This is a genomic window from Providencia sp. PROV130 (genome assembly GCF_028482225.1).
Lineage (GTDB): Bacteria > Pseudomonadota > Gammaproteobacteria > Enterobacterales > Enterobacteriaceae > Providencia > Providencia rettgeri.
In genome coordinates this window covers 13,389-38,331 of sequence record NZ_JAMPQC010000024.1, presented here as the reverse complement: position 1 = coordinate 38,331, position 24,943 = coordinate 13,389, and the positions used below count along the sequence as shown (strand labels likewise).

Sequence of the window (24,943 nt, the reverse complement as noted above, 5' to 3'; positions counted from 1 at the left end):
ATTTAAACTATAATAAATAATAATATTTATCTAAAGTTTTTTATTAACTTAAATTAGCTGCAATTATTTGTAGCTTTGCTATTCGTCCTTTTAATTAGAGAGAGCAAGCGGAATCTATGAACGAGGCACATGACTATACTATTGATGAAAAATATATTTTCGAACAGAGTACAAGTTTAATATATCTAAAAAATGATCGAAATCAAAGTATTGAGTTATCTAAACCTGCAGCTAGGTTATTCAATGAAATCATTTTATTAAATATTAAAAAAGGCATCGCAACACGCGATGAACTTTTAACTAGTGTATGGGAAGAATATGGACTAGTTGGCTCTAACAATAATTTAAATACTTATATTAGTGAAATAAGAAAAAAGCTGGAACAAATTGGTATCGACCCTAAGTCGATCGTTACCGTGCCTAAAAAAGGCTTTCGCCTCGATAATCATATATCCATACATGAAAATAGAGAGGCTGAAAATAGTAATGTAAAAGAGGATATTATTTATCTAAATGATAAATATGATTATATTGAAACCTTAGACGCCTTTCCACAGTCAGTCGATAGCCAACTAACGACCCACCCTTCACTCATACCCACTATTGATGAACCACCAAGCTCTATTGGTAAAATAGAGAATGACCATATTTATAATATGGTTATTGATAACACCCCTCCCCTTCAAAATAGGAAAGATGAGATAATCGATAAAAATAAGAGTAAAAAAACCTTAAAAATAGTATTTTTAGCGATTTCAACATTGGCAATATGTTATTTAATCTATTTATTTATTCAGTATTCAATGGATAAACCTAACCCGGTAAATCACTATCTGACAGTGAGTTCAAATGGAAACTGCGTAATACAGACACCGATTGATATGGCAGGGAGCATATCTAAAGATAATATTGCTATCGTAAATAAAAAACTGAATAAATATAATATTCCATGTGATGAGCCAAAGAGAATTATTCTTTTATCAGATTTTAATAAATCTTATGCTATAGATAAAAATATCTCCATCAGTATTTGCAAAGAAATTAATAAAAAATACGATTGTATCTCAATAAATGACCAGAGAATCTAAATGAAAAAATATCTTGTGGCATCATTAGTTTTGATAGCAGCAGCATCGACTGCATCATTCATGATCAAAAAAAATAGTCATAGCATTCAAATTTGTCACTCTGAAATACTATGGATTAAAGATAACAATACTCAAGATGGCTTAAGTTTAAAATCAAAAGTTAATATCCAACTTTCCGCAAACCAGCAAGGCCGAATGAATATGTATGGTTACTTAAAAGATAATAACCAAATTTACCGGTTAGATAGAGCTCTTTATTTTGATTATCAAGATGTTGACCACAAAGGTAACTATGCAGTGACGTTCTCATCGACATCAGTAACCAGTTCAGACAACATTCCAGAGAAATTATTTTCTAACTTTATCCAATTAGAAAAAGATAAAATAAAATATTATGTCAACATTACTAAAATGGACGACAATATTTATATCATAAAAGATGAATCCTACTCCGCTTTCACTTGCCAAATTCAATAAAAAAAAGCCTACCAACAATTACGTTTAAGTAGGCAAAACCGTCAACATGGGAAATGACGAATCCAAATATCTATTTAAATCATGGAATAGTTAAAACAAGGGTAATGCGGCCACTAAATTTCCCCGGAGCAACTGCACCATTGGTTCTTAGTGTTGATGCCACTTGTACTGGCCAAACTTGATTAGCTTTTACTGATTGAACCAATCCTTTTGATGCCGATTGATTATTTAATGTCACGTAAGACTGCAATTCACCATTTGGTCGTAAATACACATTATCTTGCTGCAAGTTTGAAGAAACCTTAACGCTCATATCTTTATTGCATTGAATATAAAATAATCCAGTTTCTACATCACCATTGAGTTCATCCGCATTTAAAGCACCGTGATTTAACTCAAGAGAACTCCCTCCACCTATTGGCGTCGTGAAATAACATTTTCCTGCTGGAGGCGGTGCAATCCCACAGATCCCACCCGGTAATAATTTGCCTTGAGCCCCTTTTGAGGTGGTTAAAAATATCCCTACACATTCATCCGTTGTGATTGCCCCACTATGTTGGCTCTTACCTGTTCTAGGAAAAGAGAGGCCACAAGTCGCCTTTGCATCTCTGATAATGCCAGCCATTGACGTGTAAGCTGCAAAATTGACATCACACGACCAATCTGCACGAGAAGCTATTCCTCCTGTCTCTTTCCCTGAATGTAAATGATTAATTGTAAAATAACAGCGTTTAGCACCGGTACTACCAAGCACCGATTGACATGGATTACCTTCATAAGGGGAGCTTTCCTTCCAATATTCCATCACAAAATGGTAAATATTTTCATACTTAGATAATGATTCAACTTCTTCCACATAAGAAAAATAGGTTGAACCGTAACTTCCCACACCAAAAAATAAGAACGGTATGGCTAATAATAATTGCTGAATTCGTTTTCCCATTTTATATCTCTTTATATTCATTTGAACGTGTTGATATCATCATCGGATGAGGTTCTGAGAATAAAATTACTCGTACTCAAATAAAAAAGTTGCCGTTGCCGCAATACGCCCTGTTTTAATTTGCTTGTTATTGATCGCATCAGGGGTTACTTTGAGAAATGTATTAAATTTCAATTCATTTTTTCCGGTTTTAAGAATCGGTACCAATGATGAAAATTGATTTACTTTAATTTCTTCACCGCTAGAAAGTTCAATGCCAATTCCCAAACCTGGATTAGATTCTGCACCTGTCAAAGCTAAATACCCTGACATTTGTCCATGTTCAGCACCGGTAAATTTCACTTTCATTTTTTGGGCGATAGATAAATCACAATTCGATAATACAAGTGTTAGCTCTTTACGCGGTAATTGGTAGGTCGGGTCATAAATATCTAATAATCGGATATCCCCAAAATCCACATCCATCGTTTTATTTTCAGGTAAAACGACACAAGGTGAATTTACCAACGTCCCTTTGACTTTGACATTATTTTTAGCAGCGAAAACAACATTGCTACTTAAAAATGCCATAGTTATCAAAGAAAATAATGTTCCGATTAATAATGAGGGCATTTTTTTCATTATTGATACTCCACAACCATGGTGCCATTGGCAATAAAATCACCGGTCTTTAATTCATTATTGCCATTTCTGACTAATACAGCCCAAAGTACACCGGGGGAGCTAGGATTAATGAGGTATTTTTTGCCTAACTCCAATTGGGTATCCGCAAGCTGGAATTTTACTGCAAGATTATTAACGCCAGTATTTAACCCATTCCTATCAAAGTCACTTTTTATTCCATCTAACATCAGATACATAGACCAATTATTTTTATTTTCACCACATTGAATCTGGTAATTAACCTGTCTTTTTTGGTCATTACCTTGAATTGACTTTATTGATACATTGCCAAAATCGACTTCAATATCCTTACCATCATCAACATGACAAGGCGGTGGTGTAATTAAATTCCCTTTAATCTTAATCTCTGTTTCATAATCCTTAGCGACTGATGTAAACGATAAAATGGTACTGAGTAACACCAACCCGATTATGTTATTAACAATCTTCACATCTCAGCCCCTTATTGATACTCCACTTTCAACGTCGCATTTGCCGTAAAACTTTTTGCGGGTAAATCTGTACCACTTTTTTTCACTAATACGGCATACAGTTTTAATGGATTTGCAAAATTAAAAGCGCGTTTATTTTTCAGAGGGAAATCGCTGGTATCCGCTTTAAATAACACTGCGAGATTATCAACGTCTGTTTTTAGTAAGCGTTGATCAAAACTTGCTGATATACCCTCGATAAAAATGTTCAGTTTAGGTTGGACGCCATCTTTACACGTCACCGTATAATCAATGGGTGCTTTATAAACCTCATCTTGGACACGTGTCGTCAATACATCACCAAAGTTAATTTCAATTGTTTGTCCATTATTAATTGAACAAGGCTTTGATAGCACTTCTCCTTTAATATCAATGTATAGGAATCCTGAAAAACCAAATACATTCGATATTTGTAAAGTAAGTAATAATACAAATACCTTTGTTAATGTTTTAATAGACATCATGGCGTCAAACCTTATTTTCTGGGTAGCACTGTACATTCAGCTGAACTGCAACTAAATTTCAAATCCATCGTTCCACCAAAATCATTGAGATAGACCAACGTTGGAGATGAACCTAAATCGTTAGCAACTTTGCCTAAACTTGCCTCACTAAATGGCGCGATCATTACAGGTTCAAAATTTTGAACTTCTGTATTACCTTTTTTCAGTTTTGTAATAGATAAAAAGTAAGGCGATGGGTTTTTAACGGTATAATTTGCGCCTTGCTTAAAGATCTTCATCTCATTTTCTTGGGGAATGACTTCCATTCTTTCTTTAATCACAATTGCTGCAGGGCGATAAAAAAGTTTAATTTTTGTCTGTAATGCAATTTGCAATACATTCACTTTTTCACTACGTGGTGGAATTTCTCTCACATTGAGGTAGTAAACACTTTCCCTATCTTTAGGTAGCTGTGCTACAGCAGGAATTGCCTGTATTTTAATTTGGCTTTTAGAATTAGCTTCAATACGATGCACTGGTGGAGTCACAACAAAAGGTGAGTTTACTTTTTCATCTTTGTCATTTTCTATCCACGCCTGAGCTAAATACGGGCTAGTTAAATGTTCATTAGTCAGTCCCATACCGACTGTTTTGTCTTGTTCATTATAAATAACACGAGTTCTATCTAATGCAATTGCTGAATAAGCTGATTGCGTTAATAAAGAAAGACTTATCGCAGTTATAATTTGAACTTTATTTAGAAGTTTCATATTTTCACCGTTGACGTTAAAACATATTTATAATTATTTGCATGGCAGCAACATTGTATGTTCCATGCCACTTTCTATTTTTTCAGGTAATTGAATATGACAAGATGAGTTATTTCCCCAAGTCACCTCAAGAACATCTGATGGGTTAATACCCGCTAAGTAAATAAATCCGTTATCTGAAACGATGCCAACTTCAACATTATTTTCATTTTTGACGGATGCACCAAATGGTGGATAACTATTATTTGCAAGATGAATTGTTCCCAATATTTTTTCACCTTGAATGACATTAAACTTCCGGTATCCAATAGCCCCTTCCGTTAATGTCGCATGCTGTGTCGATTGAATTGCTTCTGCATTATCCGGCACATTATTTAAATCTATTCGTATATTATTACGGTTATAGTCCATAACACTGGTGATAACAGCTTTACCATATCGATTGGTTCGTATCGGTGTTATCCCTGTTTGCACTGGAATATCAGCAACACCATTCGTATCTAACAATATTCTTGACCCGCCATTGATTGAAGTATTACGGTGTAAAGCACCACCTTCTTGAGTCATGGTCAGGCCCCCTTTCAGTTGCATCGAAAGAGCTGATTGATTATCTTGAATATAAGTCCCACTCAGATTAAGTTGCGCTGTATCACCATCATAGTTGTACATCCCTGATGTTGTTACCTTGTCTTTATCCCATGTACCTGCTGAAATAGAATAAGTACTACGTTCATTGATACGGTCATAATAATTAACGCTATGACTGTTCGTATTTCTTGCATAAGATCCTGAGTAACTAATACTCGCTTGGTTATCATTCAATGGAATATTTAAGTTAAGATAAACACCGTCATCATCATTTTGATCTGACTTCGTTTTGTAAGCTGTCAAACTAAGGCTTAAATTTTTAATTTTTCCTAAATCAAAATAATTGGAAACTGTTAAATTGTATTGATCCGTTGATGTTCTATTCCAATAAGTTTGATGTGAGTAGTTTAAATACATATTCGTATTATATTCAGGGAATGCCGTACCAAATATAATCGTATAGAGCTCTTTACCACTATCAACCGTGCTTTCATTATAGCGACGGTCAATAAATTGGTTCATGCTCATATAGTTTTTTTCAGAAAAACGATAACCGGCAAACGTAATTTGGCTGTTAATATCATCAAATTGTTTGGAGTAAGTTAAGTTATACGAATTACCCGTCAAGGTTTGGTTATTTTCAGTTCTTCCCATTTCAGCACGAGATATACTCAAATTTCCTGACAATACGCCAAATGGTGCTAAATCACGACCTAAACCAATCGCAATATTTTGATACTCTGATGAGCCAAGAACACCCCCATAAACGGTTGTATTATTAGTCACACCCCATGATAAAGATCCCAAGCTAAATGCTGGCCCTTGAGTATCATGTTCATTCTTAGTCGGTTTACCCACAACAAACTGGTAAATCAGCTGACCTGGTCGAGTCAATGTTCCTAAACGAGAGGTTTCCACTTTATAGTTGGTCACACTACCATCTTGTTCCTGAATAGAAACATCTAACGTACCACCACCAAAAGAGTTCACATCCTGAATACGAAATGGCCCAGGGCTCACTTCTTTTTGATAAATAATACGGCCATCTTGCTTCACAATAACGGTCGCATTGGTTTTCGCAACCCCCGCAATTTCAGGTGCATAGCCTTGTAAGCGCGGAGGTAACATAGATTCATTGGTTTCTAAACTCGCACCGATATAACGAATACTGTCGAACAGTGTTGAAGATAGATACTGCTCACCAAACGTTAATCTTGAATTTAAAGAACGAATAGCTCTATATGCATATAGCTGATTCCATGACCATGATTGGCCACCTTTATTTAATTGACCTTTCTGCGTTTGCCAATCCCCCCTGAAACGCCAAGCTCCAATATTAGTGCCCATTGTCCCAGTCGCGGTAATACCTGAATCCGTTCCTTTGTCACCCGTTTGTTTTTTAACAACCCGACCCGTCGCGTTATAGTCGATAAAAGCACCGAGAATGCCATCATCCCAACGTGAAGGCGGGTCCCAATTCGGGTCTTCATATTCCATATAAGCTTGAGGAATACTGATGTCGACAATATTTTTTGCAAGATCACCTTGAATTCGCATTTCGGGTACAGAACGAATATCTAGACACTGGCCATCAAGTAACCAAGTGACTTTATTTTTCCACTCTGGCTTTAATCCTAATTGCTCATATAATTCAGGTGTAATACAAGCTAATGATATTTTTTCATCATAATTAGGCGTAAAAAATATAATAGATTGTTCCATGGAAATTTTGACTTTATTTACAGAGATAGCTAAAGAGTAATTTCCAGGTGGGATATAATTGGCATGAGAAAATTTACTAAAATCAACATTTTCAGCACTGTCTGCTTCTAAAAAGTCAGTATTAAAATCAACTGCCTCTTCAGAAAATGCAATCATCGGCGTTAATATTAAAAGCATTAATTTTGTAATTAAATTGAGTTTCATGCTTTTCATTCAACTATGCCGCCTATCAGACTAAAAATGAAATAAAAGGTAGAAACATATGGCGTCATCAATACGCCACATGTTTTTACTTAACTAAGCTTGAACTTATTGGTAAATAATTTTGAAGTTAGCAACCGTGTTAAAGCTACCAGTTGTTGCTTTCGCATCCGCTGCTTCATTACCTTTAACGTATGCAGAGAAGTGCAATGTGGTTTCTTTTCCATCACCAGCATTTAATGCGTATCCATCGCCTGTACCTGGGAATGCTTTACCAAATTCAACAACTTTGTCAGCACCATTAGTGATTACGATACCTGCATTTTTAACTTTTCCACCTAAGCCAAGTAAGTCACCAGTGAAACCTTGGAAACCAGAAATAGTTGGGCCAGTGAAGGTAATTTTTGCGTTTTTATACGTTTCAGTTGAACAGTTTTTCAATACGATATCGAAGTCTCTGTTATCTGAACGGTATTGGTTAGATGTCAGTTCATGTAATGCAATTTCACCAAACTCAACTAATTGTTTTAAGTTGTTTGCATCAATTGAACATGGAACATCATTAATGAAACCAGTGAAACGAACTTCACCTTGTGAGCTTTCAACCGTTGGTGGAGTTACTGGATCTTCAGCCACTGCAACACCAGAAATTCCAACACCTAAACCTAAAGCCAGAGTTAATGCTAATTTATTCAGTTTCATAAACATTTCCTTTAAATGAGTAGGAAGTAGCTGTCTCTTTTCTGATTTTTATTGATAAGGAATCAGTTTTATTTTTTTGATTACTTAACAGTGAAATTTTTCAGTCATCCAACATCATTAATTTCATTCAGATTAGAGGTGAATATATAAATAAGATCCTTCTCACTTATGATTTTTAAAAAGTTTAAATTTTTTAATTCATTATTTTCTATTCAATATTAATTATTCCTATGAAAGTTAATTCTCAAAAATTGATATAGAAATAGAAAATGATTTTTTACACATACCTGCCAAAACTTTCTGATGTCAATTCTACATAACCGATATTTATTGTCAAAATGAACACAAATTTAGAGTTAAACCAGAACAAACAACCTTACAAGTTCAAGGTTAAGATATATAAAACCAAAGCAATGCTAAAATATACATTTCAAATTTATTACTTAGAAAAATTTATATAAAACCATCATTTCTTACTTATAAATATCTCAAAATATGTCAAATTATAGATAAATTTATATTGGAGTTTAAATCTATATAAATTGATTTATTAGAATTTAAATCGGTTATAATTATCAAACACAAACATTAGGTTCGAAAACTGAGCATTAAGAAGTGATAAATCGAAGGTTGTAAATTACAGGTAAGATAAGTCTTAATTAAAATTACATCAAATTGAAACCAAACATTTCAATTAACTGTTCATAATTAGTTATGTATATATAATACATTTGTTTAATATATGTTTCATTTTGTCTGTTTGTTTTTAAATAAAATGAAATATCATTTTTTATATTTTATTTAATTACTCCCTGTATTTTCTTTATTAGTCAAAAAAATACTCAACAAAGCTAAAATTTTTTGATAGCAACGCATTCATCTCTTGATTCTCTATAGTTCAAGAAACTGTGATAAACTTGTGTGCAGTAAACATTTGCATTTTTCAACGGGTGGGGTCAGTAAAATGGAAAAGATGAGTGAAAAAAAAGTTCTTGCGATGGCAGAACATATTTGCCAATCAAGAGGCGTCAGGCTGACACCACAGAGAGAAACGGTATTGAGCCTAATAGCACAACAGCATGGTGCGATCAGTGCTTATGATTTACTCGACTTACTACGTGAAATTGAACCTCAAGCTAAGCCACCTACTGTTTATCGTGGCCTTGAGTTCTTAATGGAGCAAGGTTTTATCCATAAAATCGAATCAACCAACAGCTATGTTGTCTGTCACCATTTTGATAACCCAAGCCATATCTCTGTTATGTTAATTTGCGACCAGTGCGGAAGCGTAACGGAAAGTGATTGCACAACGATAGAAGCCGCGATTATTAATTTAGCAGATGAACACCAATTCCGCTTAAGGCATACCGTTGTGGAAAACCATGGCTTATGTAAAAATTGCGACGAGGTGAATAGCTGCCAAGATCACGAACATTGTCATCATAACCATGAACAACCTATAGTCCCTAAGAAAAAATAAATAGCTGGATTGCTAGATCGTTTGATGAAATGCAAAGAGAAAAAGTATAAGAAAGGAAACAAAACAGGCAGACTTCAGAATAAAACCATGAAATCTGCCTGCAATCGTCTTCACCGTCTGTAACCTACCATTACAGCTGGTTGCTAACGAAAATTAATACCAATCACTGTTACGAATAACCCCAACCGCTAAACCTTCAATAGTGAAATTTTGCTGACGCAAGTCAACAACAATAGGTTCGAATTCTGGGTTTTCTGCTATTAACTCAACACGGTTACCCTGTTGCTTAAAACGTTTAACAGTGACTTCATCTTCGATGCGTGCAACAACCACTTGCCCGTTATGTACATTTTGTGTTTTATGCACAGCTAATAAATCGCCATCCATAATACCAATATCTTTCATGGACATCCCATTCACACGCAATAAAAAATCGGCATGTGGTTTAAACAGCTCAGGGTCAACTTGATAGTGGCTCTCAATATGTTCCTGTGCTAATAATGGTTCGCCAGCGGCTACACGTCCAATCAAAGGTAACCCCTGATCTTCGGTTTCTTCTTCAAGAAGCAGACGAATACCTCGAGATGCGCCTGAAACGATTTCAATAACCCCTTTACGTGCTAAAGCCTTTAAATGTTCTTCTGCCGCATTAGGCGAACGAAAACCAAGGCTTGCTGCTATCTCAGCACGTGTAGGAGGCATACCCGTCTGCGAAATGTGGTCACGCACCAGATCGTAAACCTGCTGTTGTCGAGCCGTCAGTGCTTTCATTCCGTTCCCCTGTTTGTTTATACAGTCAAGCTGTGAGTATATACAGGTAAATGAAGATTTGGAACAGTTAAATCGCTCAATTTAAGCATTTGTTATCGATTTACTTTCTTTTTACCTGATTAAGTAACCAAACACCTTAACTAGGGAAATAGCGCTGCCATAATACAAGTACCCAAATGAGCAACGCTAAACCGATACTCACAAATACTGCGGCAGAACCAATATCTTTAGCTCTCCCTGAAAGTTCATGATATTCACTTCCGATACGGTCAACTACAGCTTCTATCGCGCTATTCAGTAATTCGACTATTGCCACCAGTACAACAGAACTCACTAACAAAATTCTATCTATATAGCTGATATCTAAATAAAATGCGATAAAAATTGCAATAATCGCAGCAACAGATTCCTGCCTAAATGCCGCTTCATTAACCCAAGCTGCCTTCAAACCTTTAAGGGAATACCCCGCTGCTTTAATCACTCGCGTGAAGCCCTTAACTTGACTCGCCATATTTATTCCTTAAAAAATACAAACAATAATCGATTTTTACGGTCAAAGTGAATTGTCAGTAACAGATCTAACCATGTATTTCTGGTATGATTGTGCAGCATTGTTAACAAGAGGCTATAATCATTTATGTCACTATGGCGTAAAATATATTACAACACGTTGAATTTACCACTTAAATTATTGGTAAAAAGTAAACTAATTCCTTCGGATCCCGTCACTGAGTTGCAGCTTGATGTCAACAGGCCAACCCTATACGTATTACCTTATCATTCGAAGTCTGACCTCCTCACGCTACGGCACCAATGCTTAGCTATTGGTCTGCCAGACCCACTGGTCGACAATGATATCAATGGAACAAAGCTTCCGGCCTACGTTTTTATCGATGATGGCCCACGTGTTTTTCGCTATTATTCACCGAATCCACGTAAGGATTCAGTAAAAACATTCCATGCTTATTTAGATTTGCATAAAAACAACCCAAATCTAGATATTCAAATGCTACCGGCATCCGTGATGTTTGGGCGTTCACCTGGCCGTGAAGGCCATACCCCAGCACCACCACTGAAACTGTTAAACGGTATCCAAAAATTCTTCGCCGTTTTATGGTTAGGACGTGACAGCTTCGTACGTTTATCTCCGATTGTCTCTATTGGGAAAATGGCACAAGACCACGGTACAGACACCATTATTGCCAACAAACTTGCTCGTGTCGCACGTATTCACTATTCGCGCCAACGTCTCGCGGCAGTTGGGCCAAAACTCCCTGCACGTTATGAGCTGTTTAATAAGTTATTGACGTCAAAAGCAATTGAAAAAGCCGTTGAAGACGAAGCGCGCAGTAAAAAAATTCCACTCAAAAAAGCTCAGCAAAATGCCGTTGGGATGATGGAAGAAATTGCAGCCAATTTCTCTTATGAAGCAGTACGTTTAACGGATAGGGTTCTTAGTTGGACTTGGAATCGCCTTTATCAAGGCATTAATGTTCAGCACGCTGAACGAGTCCGCCAGCTAGCACAAGACGGCCATGAAATCGTTTATGTGCCATCCCACCGTAGCCATATGGACTACTTACTGCTCTCATATGTGCTATACCATCAAGGGCTAGTTCCCCCCCATATTGCCGCGGGGATCAACCTCAATTTCTGGCCTGCTGGGCCTATTTTCCGTCGTTTAGGGGCCTTTTTTATTCGCCGAACGTTCAAAGGCAATAAACTGTATTCAACCGTTTTCCGCGAATATTTAAGTGAGCTATTTGCCCGAGGTTACTCCATCGAGTACTTTGTGGAAGGTGGACGCTCACGTACCGGTCGTTTATTACAGCCTAAGACGGGTACTCTCTCCATGACGTTACAAGCGATGTTGCGCGGTGACTCACGCCCTATCACCATTGTTCCTATCTACATCGGGTATGAGCATGTGATGGAAGTGGGTACTTACGCCAAAGAACTGCGCGGTGCAGAAAAAGAGAAAGAAGGCTTTTTCTCTATGGTTCGCGGTTTACGTAAATTGCGCAACCTAGGCCAAGGCTATGTTAACTTTGGCCAGCCAATTTCGCTTCCACACTATCTCAACCAGCGTGTACCTGATTGGCGCGACTCTATCGACCCTATCGAACCACAAAGACCAACTTGGCTAAACCCAACAGTCAGTTCGTTAGCCGATAACATTATGGTCAATATTAATAATGCAGCCGCAGCCAATGCAATTAACCTGTGTGCGACTGCGTTACTGGCTTCTCGTCAACGCTCACTGACTCGTGAGCAACTGGTTGAACAAGTCGACTGTTACCTGCAATTATTGCGCAATGTGCCATACACCGCAGATGCTACAACGCCAAATAAAACCGCCGAGCAATTGTTAGAACATGCTTTGCAAATGGATAAATTTGAAGTCGAAAAAGACAGCATGGGGGATATTATCATTCTTCCTCGCGAAAATGCCGTCTTGATGACCTATTACCGTAACAATATCCATCATTTATTAGTATTACCATCACTAATAACTAGCATTGTGTTACACCATGAACGCATTAGCCGCCAAGATATTCACTATCAAGTAGGCCAAATTTACCCATTCTTAAAAGCAGAACTGTTTATGCGTTATAACAGTGATGAGCTACATGAGACGGTAGATACGCTAATTGATGAACTGAATAACCAAAAGCTAATTTGCCTAAAAGAAGACGATATGGTGGTGCTAAATCCTCGCCGTATTCGCCCATTGCAGCTCTTAGCCGCAGGCGTTCGGGAGACTTTGCAACGTTATGCAATCACATTGTCATTACTCAATGCGAGCCCTGAAATTAGCCGTAATACATTGGAAAAACAAAGTCGTATCCTTGCGCAACGCCTTTCTGTTTTGCACGGTATTAACGCTCCTGAATTCTTTGATAAAGCGGTATTCTCGACATTGGTCGATACCCTAAGAGAGGAAGGCTACATTGATAATAATGAAAATGATATCTTTGTTACCAATGCACAGAAACTGTACGCAGTTCTGGCTCGCTTGATGTCACCTGAGATTCGTTTAACCATTGAAAGTGTTAGCCAAGACGATGAGTTTTCTGAAAAAAAACCAACTGAAAGCACGCAATCTCCGGAACAAGTGAAAAGCTAATTGCGTTTTCTCAAGTCCGTAAAACCAAAAAGGTCATGTTAGAAATAACATGACCTTTTTTACTTTGGCTCAATAACGGTAATTTAAAAATAACTAATAAGAATACCAATGAACAAAATTAAGCCAACAAAGTTATTATTCATAAAGGCTTTAAAGCAAGGTGCACGTTCACGATTAACCATCAATTGCTGCTGATAGATAAATAGACCCGCAACTAACACCAATGAAACATAATAAAGAGTTCCCAAGCCCGCCAGTGAGCCAATTACCAATAATAAGCCAACCATCAATAGTTGCAGTAAGCCAATAATCAGTTTGTCATATTGCCCAAATAAAATAGCGGTTGATTTCACGCCAATTTTTAAATCATCATCGCGGTCTACCATTGCATACTGAGTATCGTAGATCACCGACCAAATAATATTAACTAAGAACAGTAACCAACAAACAACAGGCAAGGTTTCACCAACAGCAGAGAAAGACATTGGAATTGACCAACCAAAAGCCGCACCTAACACCACTTGAGGTAAGTTACTGACTCTCTTAACAAAAGGGTAAATCCATGCTAAGGCCAAACCTGCAATCGACAACCAAATAGTCATTGAATTGAGTGTCAAAACCAGCAGAAAAGAAAGGCCAACGAGGCTAGCAAACAATATTTTTGCTTCTTTTTCTGTTACGTCGCCACTCGGGAGTGGGCGGTGTTTAGTCCGCTCTACGTGGCCATCAAAATGGCGATCAGCAAAGTCATTAATGACACAACCAGCTGCACGCATAAAAAATACGCCAGCAGTAAATACAATTAAAAGATGTAAACTTGGCGTACCTTGAGCCGCAATCCATAATGCCCAATATGTCGGCCACAATAGCAACAGTGAACCAATGGGTCTATCAATACGCATTAAACGGCTGTATGCATGCCATTTACTGAGCGTCATACTTCCCTCCACTTTGTCGTGCTCCTTTTCGAATTCCATCATACTTCAAATTGGGTATATTTTAATACCACCAACCTCTGCAACTTACTGATTTATATTTGTTGGCATAGTGTCATTGCAAAGACCTGAAAATTCAAAATACTTAGAATAGTTAACGATATGCAGGTGATTCAGGTAAAAATATTTCTGTTAATAGTAAAGGTTTATCCGATAATCTTAACCGAGAACTACGTACCCAACGGTTTGCACAAGAACCAATATGAATATAATCTCGAGTTAAGCTATCACGGCTAAACAAATAACGCCCTAACGGCATTCTCCCAATATCCACCAGCTGTTGGTCATCATCGGTCAGTGTTTCTTCAGGGATTATCGTTCGCCCCAGTAGCCAAGGGATACCATCGCCATACATGACAACTTCTCTGACCCAATAACGCTGGCTTTCAGGTAAAGACTGCACTTCATCTGCACTCAGCTTATCTTGCGTTATATAGCGCTCTAAATAAGGTATCACGGTAACTTGCTGGCTATGTTGCTCAAAACGTTTTGTCATGGAGCCGAGCTCTAATAGCCAATCTAATACATTGGCAGGCACTATTTTATCGTTCTCCGCCAGCCAGTGAATCGGCTGAGAAGTAAAAAGCGTTTCATCCATTACTTAAAATTCCACCATGAATAACATGGTTATGATTTACTGTATTTCTTACTCAATAGGATATCACGTTGTTTTACGACAAGGTTAAAGTTAGCTAACAATTTATATAAAAAGTCACATTTTCAACACAAAATGTAAAAATATAGTGAAAAGTTTTTTAATTACTAGCTAGTTATCGATAATAATAAAATTCATTAATATCATAATAAACTAGATTTGATTGCTTAAAAAACAATCGAATAAACAATATATCAACCAAACAATATAAGGTAGGAAGCTCCTACCTTATATTGAAGTATTTAAGTAATACGTTAGTAATTTATCGCCAAGCTTTATAACTGTTAATCAAACCATTGGTCGAACTATCATGGCTACTCACGGTATCACTATTTTCTAATTCAGGCAGGATACGGCTTGCGAGCTGTTTACCTAATTCAACCCCCCATTGGTCGAAAGTGAAGATGTTTAAAATCGCCCCTTGGGTGAAAATTTTGTGCTCATACATCGCAATCAATGCACCTAACGAGTATGGTGTGATGGATTTCAATAAGATAGAGTTAGTTGGACGGTTGCCTTCAAACACTTTATAAGGTGCAACATATTCCATATCCGCGACATTTTTACCTTGTGCAGCAAACTCGGCATCGACCACTTCACGCGTTTTACCAAATGCCAGTGCTTCGGTTTGCGCAAAGAAATTCGATAACAATTTTTCATGGTGATCCCCTAACGGGTTATGCGTTACCGCAGGTGCGATAAAATCACATGGGATCATCTTCGTTCCTTGGTGGATCAACTGATAAAACGCATGTTGGCCATTGGTTCCTGGCTCACCCCAAATAATCGGGCCTGTTTGATAAGTAACAGGTTTTCCATCACGGCTAATATATTTACCGTTCGACTCCATATTGCCTTGTTGGAAGTATGCAGCAAAGCGATGCATGTATTGGTCGTATGGCAGAATCGCTTCAGTTTCTGCTTCAAAAAAATTGTTGTACCAAATGCCAATCAAACCTAACAACACAGGGATATTCTTTTCTAATGGAGTTTGGGTAAAATGTTTATCCATCGCATGGGCGCCGCTCAATAATTGAACGAAATTATCAAAGCCAACCGATAAAATAATTGATAAACCAATTGCTGACCATAATGAATAGCGGCCACCAACCCAATCCCAGAATTCAAACATATTGTTGGTATCAATACCAAACTTCGCAACTTCTTCGCTATTCGTTGAAAGCGCCACAAAATGCTTAGCCACTTGGCTTTCATCTTTTGCCGCAGCCAAGAACCAATCGCGAGCAGAATGCGCATTAGTCATCGTTTCTTGCGTTGTAAACGTTTTTGACGCAATTAAAAACAGTGTCGTTTCTGGGTTCAGTTTTTTCAGCGTTTCCGCAATTTGTGTACCATCCACATTCGATACAAAGTGCATATTTAGGTGGTTTTTGTATGGACGTAGTGCTTCTGTCACCATAAATGGACCAAGGTCTGAACCACCAATACCGATGTTCACCACATCAGTAATCGCTTTACCGGTGTACCCTTTCCAATCACCGCTGATAATGCGCTGACTAAATTGCTGCATTTTATCCAATACCGCATTCACTTCAGGCATGACATCTTTGCCGTCGACATAAACAGGGGTGTTATCGCGGTTGCGCAAAGCAGTATGTAATACAGCACGGTCTTCAGTACGGTTAATTTTCTCACCTTGGAACATGCTGTTAATAGCGCTTTCTAGCTCTGTTTCTTTTGCTAAGGCTAATAAATGTTCCAATGTTTCTTGTGTAATTCTATTTTTGGAGAAATCCACTAAGATTTGACCATCGAACGTCGCCGAAAAATGAGTAAAGCGGTCTTTATCCTGTGCAAACAAATCGCGCATATGGACATTTTTCATTTGCGCAAAATGTTGCTCTAGCGCCCGCCATGCAGCCGTTTGGCTTGGATTAATACTTCTCATGGATAACACTCTCCAAATAATATTAAATAGAAATAGATTGTACCCCGTCACGAAAACGAGACTTATCGGTTTTCTGCGTTACATTGATATTCCCCAATTCTGCCGCACTTTTCCAGACTTAATTACCCCTTTTATTAAAATACGCACTTTCAATGCATACCACTTAAAAAAACAGCGGGTATATGTTCTCAATAATTCAATGAACGCAGACAACACCCATGTAGCTTGCAGTATGACGAGTATATTGAGAAAACCGATAATAAATTACCTATCATTAGAATTACTGATTTACTTCGATTCTTGATTGACGCAATCCCATTTACCCGATAAATCTATATAAAGATTAGGTTTAACCAAAGGGATTGACACCATGAATACCGCAGCGCCTTCAACAGGCAACCATCAGTATGTTATCGCCAAATTTGGCGGCACCAGCGTCGCTAACTTTGAAGCGATGAACAACAGCGCCAATATCGTTCTTTCCAACCCAAATGTGCGAGTTGTGGTACTTTCAGCTTCTGCTGGCATTACCAATTTATTAATCGAACTGGCTGAAGGCTGCGATGCGGATAAACGCAATGAACTGCTAAAAAAAGTGAAGGATATTCAATACGCAATTATTGATAATCTACAAACAGCTGATGTTATTCGTGAAGAAATCAATCGGTTACTCGATAATATTGCACATTTAGCTGATTCGGCTGCTTTAGCCACTTCCGATGCATTAACGGATGAAATGGTCAGCCATGGCGAATTAATGTCAACCTTACTATTTGTTGAAGTCCTACGCCAACGTAATGCTAATTCCCAATGGTTTGATGTACGCAAAGTGATGAGAACGAATGACAGTTTTGGTCGTGCTGAGCCAGAACTGACTCAGCTAAAAGCATTGTCAGAACAACAACTCATGCCGCGCCTTTCCGAGTCGGTTGTGATCACCCAAGGGTTTATTGGCCGTGATGAAAAAGGCCGTACGACAACGCTTGGACGTGGTGGAAGTGACTACACCGCCGCTCTGTTAGCTGAAGTACTTAATTTATCACGCGTCGATATTTGGACTGATGTTCCTGGAATTTACACCACAGACCCTCGCGTCGTACCGAATGCCCAACGCATTGATGAAATTGCTTTCGATGAAGCGGCTGAAATGGCGACTTTTGGTGCAAAAATTTTGCATCCAGCGACACTCCTTCCTGCAGTACGTGCCGGGATCCCCGTTTTTGTTGGTTCAAGTAAAGCACCCGAAGCTGGCGGTACCATTGTGTGTGATAAAACCACTAATCCACCACAATTTAGGGCATTAGCACTGCGCCGCAAACAAACATTACTCACCTTACACAGCCTAAAAATGTTGCACGCTCGAGGTTTCTTAGCGGAAATTTTCACCATTTTACTGCGCCACAATATTTCCGTGGATTTAATTACGACGTCAGAGGTCAGTGTCGCACTCACCTTAGATACAACGGGCTCAACGGGAACTAACGGCAGCTTACTCACCAATGCGCTGATGACAGAGTTATCCGCATTATGTCGTGTCGAAGTGGAAGAGAATTTAGCGCTCGTTGCAATCATTGGTAATGAACTGTCGCAAGTGAACGGCCTAGGAAGGCAAATTTTTGGCGCACTTGAGTCATTCAATATTCGCATGATCAGCTATGGCGCAAGTAGCCACAATATTTGTTTATTGGTCCCAGGAAATGATGCTGAAGAGATCGTTCGTACCTTGCACAGTAACTTATTTGAATAGTGTAGAAGTTTGATCAAAATACCAAAAGGCGATCATCACGATCGCCTTCTTTTTTATAAAATTAATCCCTTCCAGTATTTTTGTTGGGTTGTGCAACACTGCTGGTGTATTGCAACATTTTACCTGTCACACCTTTATTCTGTGTTAAAAGCGCTAAATTCCCTTTTGCTGTTTCATTATCGAGCTCTACCGCTCGTTCAAACCACATTACCGAACGGAAAATATTTTTTTCCCCTCCCTCGCCTCGTGCATACATCACCGCAAGGTTATTTTGTGCATCACTGTTCTTTTTAAATGCCGCTTTTTCCAGTAATTGCCGAGCTTTCTGCGAATTTTTCGCCACACCCGTTCCCGTTAAATAAAAGATAGCTAACTGGTTTTGAGCTTCGATGCTATCTTCTTGTGCCAGTTGCAGCCAACTCACAATTTTATTTACATCCACATTTTTCAATTCACCAGACACATACATCTTCGCTAACTTAATTTGAGCCGCATTATCATCACTATTAGCAAGTGACATATACCACTCAATGGCCTTTTCTGGGTCTTTTTTAACGCCACCTAACCCTTTTTCATAGAATTCAGCCACTTTCATTCCTGCATCTTGGGATTTGTTTTGTGCCGCACGTTCATACCAGATAAAGGCTTCGGCGAGGTCTTTACCAACGCCATCGCCTTGTTCATAGGCTTTCGCAATCGCCAGTTGCGCTGCAATATTGTTTTGTTGCGCAGCACGTTTATACCAGTACATCGCTTGGTAGCTATTCTTTTCTATTGCACTATGGCCTTCTTGATAAAAGTCACCCATATTCACTTGTGCTGTCGCAGAACCCATATTGGCGGCTTGGCGATATAAGTAAATCGCTATTTCGTCGTCCGGCTCTACACCTTCGCCATTTTCATACATCACCGCTAAGTTATTCACAGCAGCGGCAATATTATTTCCCGCACTTCTTTCATACCATTCTCTCGCCTTTTGGTAGTCGGTATCACCACCTAGCCCATCATGATAAAACAGCCCCATCGCAAACTGTGCGTTAGCGTGCTCTTGCTCTGCGGCTTCTGCATACCATGCTTTCGCTTGTTTTAAATTTTGCTCCACCCCAATACCATGTTCATATAAGTAACCCATCGCATATTGGCAATATGCGTCGCCTTTTTCGGCGCCTCGGCGATACCATTGTTCCGCTTGCTGGTATTTTTCCTGATTATGCAACAACATCCCAAGATAGTAATCGCCATCTGTATTATCTCGGTCAGCCACCTTTTTGAACCAGCGATAAGCTTCTTGCTCATTGACAGCTAAAAATTCAGTCCCATCCATATAAGCAAGCCCAACATCCACCATCGCTTCTTCATCTCCGGCAGTCGCTAACTTCAATTTTGCTTTGAATTCATCAGGTATAGGCGTACTTTTAGGCTGCGCCTGTAGCGCATTCGGCTTATCTTTCACAGAAGGTGCTTCAACGATATTGCCAGCTTGCGCAAGGGAAATACCGCTAACATAGAGAACTAACAGAAAAGAACGTAATTTCATCACCATGACCTATTTATTGGCGTTATCTCATTAACATATCACTCCAATAAAAAATTCATAAGGGATGTTGGCTGAAAAAGTAGAATTACAAAAGAATTATTAAGAAAATGGAGGAGACGCCAGCTTCTTACCGAAACTTTTGTCTCCAAAATAAACCGCAGAGTTTAATTAACGCGGTAACCACCATGTTTACTGGCAAATAAATTAAATTTACCCCACTCAATTAACAGGGCTTCCAATGTGCGGTGGCTAATTTTACACAGCTCAGAAATCTGAGAAACAACAAAGTGATTTTCACTCACGAGTTCTGGTGAAAACACTTCCGCAATCCACTCACACTCTTTCGTGGTCACCAACCAACCGTCATTAGTCGAAAATTTATGTACGGGTACCATACCGTCTTTAGGGCTTTCTTGGGATAACAGTTTATTTTCATCAACTTGGGCTTGATAAAAAGCAGCAATTTCTTCCTCTGAAGGCACGGGTTCTACCGCTAAATTTTCTTCTAAAAACAGATAAATTTCTTCTGCTCTTGCCGGTGTTAGCTCACTTTTCAACCAAATCTGATTAAAACAGTGCTCATTCAGTGAGTCATCGGTATCAAGCTTATCCATGATCTGTAAAACACTCATCATAGCGCTCACCGCGTCTTCACTCATCATAAACGTTTCAGGCGCCGCACTGTTTTGGATCTGATAAGGAAAAACTGCCGAACGCGGCAGCTCTTCTTCAATAATAAATTCATAGCTCATCATTGGACCCCTCTAATGTATTACCTATAAGATGGTGCCGAATACATGAAAAATCAATGTATTGTTCTGGTTTTAATCTTCAGGGTCATAAGCTAAGTTTGGTGCTAACCAACGCTCCAACTCCGTTACCGACATCCCTTTACGTTCTGCATAATCCTCAATTTGGTCTTTTTGTAGCTGAGCTACCGCAAAATATTTACTTTCGGGATGGCTAAAATACCAGCCTGATACCGCAGCACCTGGCCACATCGCATAGGAACTGGTGAGTTTCATGCCGATTTGCGTTTCCACATCCAATAACTGCCAAATTTTGGCCTTTTCTGTGTGCTCAGGACAAGCCGGATACCCCGGTGCAGGGCGGATACCTTGGTAATTTTCACGAATAAGCTCTTCATTACTCAAGTTTTCATCAGCTGCATAACCCCAATATTGCTTGCGGACTTGTTGGTGTAGATATTCAGCAAATGCCTCCGCTAGCCTATCCGCCAGCGCTTTAACCATAATTTTATTATAATCATCATGCTGTTGTTCATATTCATCAGCAAGCGCGTCTTCTTCTAAGCCCCCTGTCACTGCGAAAGCCCCAATATAATCGGCTTTACCACTATCTTTTGGCGCGACAAAGTCAGATAAACAATAGTTTGGAAACTCAGTTTTTAAGGTTTGTTGGCGTAAATTCAACCCCATCACTTGTACATGGCTTCTTGACTCATCGGTATAAATTTCCACATCATCGCCAACTCGGTTTGCAGGGAATAAACCAAAAATACCTTTTGGTGTTAGTAAGCTTTCTTTATCAAGCTTATCTAACATATTATTAGCATCTTTCAATAGTTTACGCGCTTCAGAACCAACCACTTCATCTTCTAAGATCCGCGGGTATTTCCCCGCCAGCGACCAAGTCATAAAAAATGGTGTCCAATCAATATAGTCTCTCAGCGTTGAAATAGATGCTGTGACTTTTTGAATACCCAGAAATTTTGGTACAGGTGGTTGATAGCTTTGCCAATCAATATTTACCGCATTCGCACGTGCCACATCCAGTGCCACTGGGGGTGTTTTTGGCCTTCTTCGGCCATGCTGTAAGCGCACAGTGTCATATTCACGGCGCGTACGCGCAACAAAATCTGCTTTTTGTGTTGCTGACAATAACGCCGAGACAACCCCCACTGTTCGAGAAGCATTTTGCACGTAAGTTGTTGGCCCACTGTAATTTGGCTCAATTTTCACGGCAGTATGTGCTTTTGATGTCGTCGCCCCACCAATCAGTAATGGTAAGGTAAACCCTTGTCTTTCCATCTCTTTAGCGACATGCACCATTTCATCAAGAGATGGTGTAATCAAACCAGATAACCCAATAATATCGACGTTTTCTTCACGCGCTGTTTTTAGAATAGTTTCACATGGAACCATCACGCCTAAATCAATGATTTCATAGTTATTACACTGTAAAACAACGCCAACAATATTTTTACCAATATCATGGACATCGCCTTTTACCGTAGCGAGTAAGATTTTTCCTGCACTGCTACCTGATTGTTTAAGCTCTTGAATATAAGGCTCTAAATAGGCTACTGCTTGTTTCATTACACGGGCGGATTTCACCACTTGAGGTAAGAACATTTTGCCTTCCCCAAACAAGTCTCCAACCACATTCATACCGTTCATCAAGGGGCCTTCAATCACTTCGATTGGGCTAGAAGCACGTTGACGAGTCTCTTCAGTATCTTCAATAATAAATTCAGTAATCCCTTTCACTAGTGCATATTCAAGGCGCTTTTCAACTTCCCAACTACGCCATTCCGCTTGTTGAACTTGCTGCTCTCCGGCTCCTGCTCCACGGTATTTTTCCGCCAGTTCAAGCAAGCGTTCCGTACTGTCATCACGACGATTTAAAATCACATCTTCAACAGCGCCTTTTAATTCAGAAGGTAAGTCATCATAGATAGCGAGCTGCCCCGCATTAACGATCCCCATATCCATTCCATTACGAATGGCGTAGTACAAGAAAACAGCATGAATCGCTTCGCGTACAGGGTCGTTCCCTCTAAATGAAAAAGAGACGTTGGAAACCCCACCAGAAATCATCGCATGAGGTAACTGAGCCTTGATATCCTTACAGACCTCAATAAAATCAACTGCATAGTTATTATGCTCTTCAATTCCTGTGGCTACGGCAAAAATATTTGGGTCAAAAATAATATCTTCAGGAGGGAAGCCGACCTCTTCGGTCAGGATCTGATAAGCACGACGACAAATTTCAATTTTCCGCTCACGTGTATCTGCTTGGCCAACTTCATCAAATGCCATGACGACCACTGCAGCACCGTATTTGCGTAACAGTTTAGCGTGCTCAATAAATGCCTCAACTCCCTCTTTCATTGAGATTGAATTGACGATCCCCTTACCTTGTATGCACTTAAGCCCCGCCTCGATGACCTCCCACTTTGAGGAGTCAATCATAATCGGTACACGTGCAATATCTGGCTCGCCAGCAATGAGATTCAAGAAACGTACCATCGCCGCATGGGAGTCCAACATTCCTTCATCCATATTGATGTCGATGATTTGAGCACCATTTTCAACTTGCTGACGTGCCACATCTAAGGCTTCTTGGTAATTTTCTTCTTTAATCAGCCGCTTAAATTTTGCTGAGCCTGTCACGTTGGTTCTTTCCCCAACGTTCACAAATAATGATTTTTTGCCAATATTTAGCGGTTCTAAACCAGATAAGCGGCATTCAACAGGCAGTGACGGTAATTGGCGTGGAGTGATGCCTTTTACTGCATCTGCCATTTTTTTGATATGTAATGGCGTTGTTCCACAACATCCACCAACAATATTTAAGAACCCTGCGGTTGCCCATTCATGAATTTGTTCGGCCATATTTTGCGCATCAAGGTCATACTCACCAAACGCATTGGGTAGCCCTGCATTGGGGTGCGCACTGACATAACATTCAGCAATTCTTGATAATTCAGCAATATACTGGCGTAACTCATCAGGACCTAATGCACAATTCAAGCCAAATGATATCGGCTGTGCATGGCGCAATGAATTATAAAATGCTTCTGTTGTTTGCCCTGATAACGTTCGACCTGAGGCATCCGTGATCGTCCCCGAGATCATAATCGGTAGAGATACGCCCAAAGCTTCCAATTCGGTTTCTACCGCAAAGATCGCTGCCTTCGCATTTAATGTGTCAAAAATGGTTTCGATCATGATCAGATCTACCCCACCTTTGACTAAAGATCGGGTAGATTCTCGGTAAGCTTCAACGAGTTGATCAAAGGTGATATTGCGATAAGCGGGATCATTAACATCCGGAGAAATAGAAGCGGTACGGTTTGTCGGGCCTAAGACTCCAGCAACATAACGCGGTTGCTCTGGCGTTTTACGTGTCCACTCGTCAGCACATTCACGGGCAAGACGTGCAGCAACTTCATTAATTTCAGCGGAAAGAGATTCCATTTTATAATCAGCCATCGCAATGGATGTTGAGTTAAAAGTATTGGTTTCAACAATATCCGCTCCAGCTTCAAAGTATTGAGAATGAATATCTCGAATAATATCTGGTTGAGTTAAGACTAATAGATCATTATTTCCCTTTAAATCACTCGGCCAATCCGCAAATCGCTCTCCGCGAAACTGGGCTTCCGACAACTTATGTTGTTGGATCATTGTTCCCATAGCGCCATCTAATACCAATATACGTTTTTTTAATTCTTGTTCTAATTGATTAACTTTTGCGGACACTGCACTGCCCTCCTGAAATGGAACACTGAGAAATAAGTCAAATTTTTACCTTTAACATCCTATCACAACTTTTCTCGTGAAAATTCGCTGTTATGATGAGAGTTTTTCAAGGTTGCACAAGAGCAC

Annotated in this window: 20 protein-coding genes; 5 read left to right on the top strand and 15 right to left on the bottom strand. The window is 39.1% G+C overall.

Features of this window, described 5'->3' with window-relative positions; genetic code table 11:
- Positions 1–116 precede the first annotated feature (116 nt).
- Positions 117–1,088, top strand: a complete 972-nt coding sequence (locus tag PSF28_RS16600) for a winged helix-turn-helix domain-containing protein (protein ID WP_272685377.1) — start codon at positions 117–119, stop codon at positions 1,086–1,088.
- Positions 1,089–1,565, top strand: a complete 477-nt coding sequence (locus PSF28_RS16595; protein ID WP_210840238.1) for a FidL-like protein — start codon at positions 1,089–1,091, stop codon at positions 1,563–1,565. It begins immediately after the preceding gene.
- A 79-nt stretch (positions 1,566–1,644) separates the two neighbouring features.
- Here PSF28_RS16595 and PSF28_RS16590 read toward each other — a convergent pair whose 3' ends face one another.
- The 7 genes from PSF28_RS16590 to PSF28_RS16560 all read right to left on the bottom strand — a co-directional run bounded on the left by PSF28_RS16590 (position 1,645) and on the right by PSF28_RS16560 (position 8,088).
- Positions 1,645–2,508 carry an MrpH family fimbial adhesin gene (locus PSF28_RS16590; RefSeq protein ID WP_210840237.1) on the bottom strand — a complete coding sequence of 288 codons (864 nt, stop codon included), beginning with the start codon at positions 2,506–2,508 and terminating at the stop codon, positions 1,645–1,647.
- 66 nt (positions 2,509–2,574) lie between these two features.
- Entirely contained in the window at positions 2,575–3,129 is a 555-nt protein-coding gene (locus PSF28_RS16585) for a fimbrial protein (protein ID WP_272685376.1), read from the bottom strand.
- Positions 3,129–3,623, bottom strand: a complete 495-nt coding sequence (locus PSF28_RS16580) for a fimbrial protein (protein ID WP_210840236.1) — start codon at positions 3,621–3,623, stop codon at positions 3,129–3,131. The genes PSF28_RS16585 and PSF28_RS16580 overlap by 1 nt, the downstream gene beginning before the upstream one ends.
- Positions 3,624–3,634: 11 nt before the next feature.
- Positions 3,635–4,126 (bottom strand): fimbrial protein, encoded by a 492-nt coding sequence (locus tag PSF28_RS16575; RefSeq protein ID WP_210840235.1) that lies wholly within the window; start codon positions 4,124–4,126, stop codon positions 3,635–3,637.
- A gap of 11 nt (positions 4,127–4,137) precedes the next feature.
- Entirely contained in the window at positions 4,138–4,875 is a 738-nt protein-coding gene (locus tag PSF28_RS16570) for a fimbria/pilus periplasmic chaperone (protein ID WP_272685375.1), read from the bottom strand.
- 33 nt (positions 4,876–4,908) lie between these two features.
- Complete coding sequence (locus PSF28_RS16565; RefSeq protein ID WP_210840233.1) at positions 4,909–7,398, bottom strand: fimbria/pilus outer membrane usher protein; 2,490 nt, start codon at positions 7,396–7,398, stop codon at positions 4,909–4,911.
- Between the two features lie 96 nt (positions 7,399–7,494).
- Positions 7,495–8,088 (bottom strand): fimbrial protein, encoded by a 594-nt coding sequence (locus PSF28_RS16560; RefSeq protein ID WP_125894947.1) that lies wholly within the window; start codon positions 8,086–8,088, stop codon positions 7,495–7,497.
- Positions 8,089–9,052: 964 nt separating this feature from the next.
- Here PSF28_RS16560 and zur point away from each other — a divergent pair.
- Positions 9,053–9,568 carry a zinc uptake transcriptional repressor Zur gene (gene zur, locus PSF28_RS16555; RefSeq protein ID WP_210838972.1) on the top strand — a complete coding sequence of 172 codons (516 nt, stop codon included), beginning with the start codon at positions 9,053–9,055 and terminating at the stop codon, positions 9,566–9,568.
- Between the two features lie 153 nt (positions 9,569–9,721).
- On the opposite strand, the gene lexA is transcribed toward zur, so the two are convergent.
- The gene (lexA, locus tag PSF28_RS16550; RefSeq protein WP_004915217.1) at positions 9,722–10,339 is read right to left on the bottom strand and encodes a transcriptional repressor LexA; all 618 of its coding nucleotides are present in this window, start codon (positions 10,337–10,339) and stop codon (positions 9,722–9,724) included.
- Between the two features lie 136 nt (positions 10,340–10,475).
- Positions 10,476–10,850, bottom strand: coding sequence for a diacylglycerol kinase (locus PSF28_RS16545; RefSeq protein ID WP_210838974.1), 375 nt, complete (start codon positions 10,848–10,850; stop codon positions 10,476–10,478).
- Positions 10,851–10,976: 126 nt separating this feature from the next.
- Here PSF28_RS16545 and plsB point away from each other — a divergent pair, with 126 nt between their 5' ends.
- Positions 10,977–13,466, top strand: a complete 2,490-nt coding sequence (gene plsB / locus PSF28_RS16540) for a glycerol-3-phosphate 1-O-acyltransferase PlsB (protein ID WP_272666311.1) — start codon at positions 10,977–10,979, stop codon at positions 13,464–13,466.
- Between the two features lie 83 nt (positions 13,467–13,549).
- Here plsB and ubiA read toward each other — a convergent pair whose 3' ends face one another.
- The 3 genes from ubiA to pgi all read right to left on the bottom strand — a co-directional run bounded on the left by ubiA (position 13,550) and on the right by pgi (position 17,025).
- Positions 13,550–14,404, bottom strand: coding sequence for a 4-hydroxybenzoate octaprenyltransferase (ubiA, locus tag PSF28_RS16535; protein ID WP_210838978.1), 855 nt, complete (start codon positions 14,402–14,404; stop codon positions 13,550–13,552).
- A gap of 151 nt (positions 14,405–14,555) precedes the next feature.
- Entirely contained in the window at positions 14,556–15,059 is a 504-nt protein-coding gene (ubiC, locus tag PSF28_RS16530; RefSeq protein WP_210838980.1) for a chorismate lyase, read from the bottom strand.
- Positions 15,060–15,378: 319 nt separating this feature from the next.
- Positions 15,379–17,025, bottom strand: a complete 1,647-nt coding sequence (gene pgi, locus PSF28_RS16525; protein ID WP_210782687.1) for a glucose-6-phosphate isomerase — start codon at positions 17,023–17,025, stop codon at positions 15,379–15,381.
- A gap of 370 nt (positions 17,026–17,395) precedes the next feature.
- On the opposite strand from pgi, the gene lysC reads away from it, so the two are divergent.
- Entirely contained in the window at positions 17,396–18,772 is a 1,377-nt protein-coding gene (gene lysC, locus PSF28_RS16520; RefSeq protein ID WP_210838982.1) for a lysine-sensitive aspartokinase 3, read from the top strand.
- A 61-nt stretch (positions 18,773–18,833) separates the two neighbouring features.
- Here the strand turns inward: lysC and PSF28_RS16515 are convergent, their stop codons facing one another.
- The 3 genes from PSF28_RS16515 to metH all read right to left on the bottom strand — a co-directional run bounded on the left by PSF28_RS16515 (position 18,834) and on the right by metH (position 24,817).
- Positions 18,834–20,309 carry a tetratricopeptide repeat protein gene (locus PSF28_RS16515; protein ID WP_272685374.1) on the bottom strand — a complete coding sequence of 492 codons (1,476 nt, stop codon included), beginning with the start codon at positions 20,307–20,309 and terminating at the stop codon, positions 18,834–18,836.
- Between the two features lie 164 nt (positions 20,310–20,473).
- Positions 20,474–21,064: a hypothetical protein gene (locus PSF28_RS16510; RefSeq protein ID WP_210838986.1), complete on the bottom strand. Its 591-nt coding sequence runs from the start codon at positions 21,062–21,064 to the stop codon at positions 20,474–20,476.
- A gap of 69 nt (positions 21,065–21,133) precedes the next feature.
- Positions 21,134–24,817 carry a methionine synthase gene (metH, locus tag PSF28_RS16505; RefSeq protein WP_210838988.1) on the bottom strand — a complete coding sequence of 1,228 codons (3,684 nt, stop codon included), beginning with the start codon at positions 24,815–24,817 and terminating at the stop codon, positions 21,134–21,136.
- Between the last annotated feature and the right edge of the window lie 126 nt (positions 24,818–24,943).